At 60.6% G+C, this 3,662-nt stretch carries 2 protein-coding genes and 1 pseudogene; 2 read left to right on the top strand and 1 reads right to left on the bottom strand.

Annotation, left to right across the window (positions count from 1 at the left end; genetic code table 11):
* A pseudogene (locus NW834_RS12115) lies at nt 1-488 on the top strand (glucose-6-phosphate dehydrogenase); the annotation flags it as partial.
* 193 nt (nt 489-681) lie between these two features.
* Entirely contained in the window at nt 682-1,593 is a 912-nt protein-coding gene (locus NW834_RS12120; RefSeq protein ID WP_414426323.1) for a tetratricopeptide repeat protein, read from the top strand.
* A gap of 2 nt (nt 1,594-1,595) precedes the next feature.
* Here the strand turns inward: NW834_RS12120 and dxs are convergent, their stop codons facing one another.
* Nucleotides 1,596-3,542 (bottom strand): 1-deoxy-D-xylulose-5-phosphate synthase, encoded by a 1,947-nt coding sequence (dxs, locus tag NW834_RS12125; protein ID WP_011433570.1) that lies wholly within the window; start codon nt 3,540-3,542, stop codon nt 1,596-1,598.
* Nucleotides 3,543-3,662: the final 120 nt, after the last annotated feature.

The raw sequence follows: 3,662 nt of genomic DNA on the forward strand, positions 1-3,662 counted from the left end.
TGCGCACTGGGAAACGCCTGCCCAAGAAGGTTTCGGAGGTGGCCATTCACTTTAAGCAGGTGCCCCTTTCCCTGTTCCAATCGGCAGCTCGGGAGGTGAGTCCCAACATCCTGGTACTGCGCATCCAACCCAATGAGGGCATCTCGTTGCGCTTTGAGGCCAAGATGCCGGGGCCAGAGATCCGCACCCGCTCGGTGGATATGGATTTCCGCTATGGGACTGCCTTTGGAGCGAGTACACCGGATGCTTATGATCGCCTGCTCCTGGATTGTCTGTTGGGAGATCCAACGCTGTTTACCCGTGCCGATGAGGTTGAAGCGGCCTGGCGGGTGGTGACGCCGGTGTTATCGGCCTGGGAGTCTGAGCCCGGCAGCGGCAATGGCAGCGGTGCTGCACCGCCTCTGTTCACCTATGAGGCCGGCACTTGGGGGCCAAAGGCTGCCGAAGATCTGCTCACCCAATCGGGGCGGCGGTGGCGGCGCCTCTGATTTGGCTGCTCTCGGCTGGTAAACCATGGCCTATCCACCTCTGTGTAAGCCGGGGCACCCTCAGCAACAGGCAGAAGAGCATGAGCAGCTCAAGAGCCCTTTCAATTGGCCGCTGCAGAAGAGAACACCAAGACGTAGGGATCCCCGGCTGTTGCAGCTAACATGGGCATGGCCTGTTTATTGCGTGGGTATCATGCCGCCACTGTTGTTCCGGTTATCCGTCCGGCCCTGGCGAGCCTTGTCGGTGGGCCTGGCAGTTGTGTTGGGGATGGGAGGGTGGAGCTCTGCCCAGGCCCAGGTGTTGCTGCACGTCCCTCTGCCCAATGGGGGCTTGATGCAGGCCCAAGCGCTACAACTGGCCACCGACTCGCTGCGGTTAGCCCAGTTTGGCCAGACGGAAGAAGCGCTGCGCCGCCTGCAACTGGCCGTGTCCATGGTGCCCAACTCCTCAGAGCTACTCTACGTTTTGGGCAACGTCCACCTAGAACTGGGGGACTTGGAGCAGGCGATTGCCTCGTTGCAGAAGGCCCGCGCCCTGTCTCCTCAAGATGGGGCTGTTCTCTACTCGCTGGGATCGGCTTATTTGCGGCAGGGCAGCTACTTTGCCGCTGCTGAAACCCTGGAACGAGCTGTGGCCCTGCAACCGGATAACCCCAATGCCCGCTTCCAACTGGGCAATGCCTACCTCATGCTGGATCGGTGGGATGCGGCCCGGCAGGAATATGAGAAGACCTTGCAGTTGGATCCCGCCTACTGGCCGGCCATGAACAACATGGGCTTGGTGGACTATGAGCAGGGGGATCTGGACGCCGCCATCGATCGCTGGGAACGCACGATAGAGATGAACGACTCTGTGGCAGAGCCCTATTTGGCCCTGGCGACTGCCCTCTACATTCGGGGAGAAACCGAACGGGCTGAGGAACTGGGGGCAAAGGCCATGCGCTTGGATCCCAACTACGCCCGCCTGCAGGTGTTGCGGGAGAACCTGTGGCGAGAAAACCTGCTGCGGGATGTGCAGATCCTCCTGCGCACCCGCCCTGTTGCAGAAGCTCTGCAGCAAGCCGCTATCGAGCAGTTCAACCGGCGGATGGGCCTTTCGGAATAGGCTCAGGAATTGACAGTGGGAAGTTCTGCAGGGGATCCCTTGAGAACTCGTGCCTGAAACTTGGCCCGAATCCGCTCGGCAATCCCGGCACTGTTCAAGCCTAGTTCTGCCAAGGATTCCTCGGGGGTGGCGTGCTCCACCCACACATCCGGCACCCCCAAGCGCAACAAGGGCACTGCCAGGTCGGCGTCGAGCAGGGCTTCGGCCACTGCCGAGCCAAACCCACCCATGAGGCAACCTTCTTCCACCGTCACCACCAAGCGGCTCTGTTCGGCCAAAGGCAGGATCAGCTCAGTATCCAGAGGCTTGGCGAAGCGGGCATTGACCACCGTGGCTGAGATGCCGTGTTCTTTCAAGATCTCCGCCGCCTGCAGGCTGGGATGCACCATCGACCCATAGGCCAGGATCAGCACCTCGCCGCCGCTGCGCAACACCTCGGCTTTGCCGATGGGCAGGGGTTCCCATCCCTCTTCTGCCAGAGGCACCCCCACGCCAGATCCGCGCGGGTAACGCATGGCGATGGGGCCCTGGGTGTACTGGATCCCGGTCACCACCATGCGCTGTAGCTCCGCTTCATCTTTGGGAGCCATTAGCACCATTTCCGGAATGCAGCGCAGATAGGCGATGTCGTACATGCCTTGGTGGGTGGGGCCATCGGCTCCCACAACTCCCGCCCGATCCAAGCAAAAGAAGACCGGCAACTTTTGGATACAGACATCGTGGATGATCTGGTCGTAGGCCCGCTGCAAGAAGGTGGAATAAATGGCCACCACTGGCCGCATTCCCTCACAGGCCATGCCAGCCGCCAACGTTACAGCGTGCTGCTCGGCGATCCCCACATCCACAAACTGATCCGGCAGCTTTTCCTTGAGCTTATCCAGGCCAGTGCCCGTATCCATAGCGGCGGTGATGCCGATGATGCGGGGATCCCGCTCGGCCAGCTTGCAGAGGGCATGGCCAAAGACCTTGCTGTAGCTGGGGGGCTTAGGCTTGGTGGGCGGGTAGGGCTTGCCGGTGGCCAGGTCGAAGCGGGATTGGGCGTGATACCCCACCTGTTCCGCTTCGGCAGGCGGGTAGCCCTTGCCTTTGACGGTGGCCACATGCACCAGCACCGGCCCGGAGATGCCGTGGGCCAACTCAAAGGCATCCAACAACTCCGCCAGGTTGTGCCCGTCCACCGGCCCCACGTAGGTAAAGCCCAGCTCCTCAAAGATAATGCCGGCTTTGTTGTTTTGCACAGCGGTAACCAGCTTCACCGTTTCCTTGAGGCGGTCAATTTCTGGGCTGAGGCTGGATCCCAGTAGGGGCAGGTTCTTCAGTTGCTCTTCTAGGCTGTCGGCCAAAAACTGCACCGGCGGGCTGAGGCGCAGGCGGTTTAAATAGCGAGGGATCGCCCCCACATTGGGGGAAATAGACATGCCGTTGTCGTTGAGCACCACCATTAGGTTGGTCTTGGGCAGGTGCCCGGCGTGGTTGATGGCTTCATAGGCCATGCCTCCGGTCAGGGCACCATCCCCAATGATGGCCACCACCTTGAAGTTGTCTCCCCGCCGATCCCGAGCGATGGCCATGCCCAAAGCTGCCGAGATGCTGGTGGAAGCGTGCCCCGCCCCAAAGTGATCGAAGCGGCTCTCGCTGCGCTTCAGGTAGCCGGAAATCCCCCCCTTCTGGCGCAATGTGTGGAAATTGTGGTACCTGCCGGTGAGCATTTTGTGGGCATAAGCCTGGTGCCCCACATCCCAGATCACCTTGTCTCGATCCAGATCGAGGGTCTTGTAGAGGGCCAAGGTCAGCTCCACCACCCCCAGCCCTGGCCCCAGATGACAGCCGACCGGGGAATTGGCAGCCGTCTGCAGATGTTTGTCGCGAATCTGGCGGGCTAGGCTGCGCAACTGGCTCAGGTTCAGGTTTCGGAGCTGGTTGGGATGAGTGATGTCACTCAGGTGCATAATGGACTCGTCCTTCCGGTGTGATCTCACTCTAATTCATTTTCAGGAGGGGTTTTGTAGCCCTCCCTCTCAAAACTTCAAGGAATGCAGGGATCCCCTCAATGCTGGGCCAAGGGCAGT

Origin of the sequence: Synechococcus sp. R60.1 (genome assembly GCF_047461835.1) — a bacterium.
Lineage (GTDB): Bacteria > Cyanobacteriota > Cyanobacteriia > Thermostichales > Thermostichaceae > Thermostichus.

Coding starts and splice junctions, on each gene's coding strand:
- dxs (WP_011433570.1), bottom strand. CDS start 3,542: ATGCACCTGAGTGACATCACTCATCCCAACCAGCTCCGAAACCTGAAC.
- NW834_RS12120 (WP_414426323.1), top strand. CDS start 682: ATGCCGCCACTGTTGTTCCGGTTATCCGTCCGGCCCTGGCGAGCCTTG.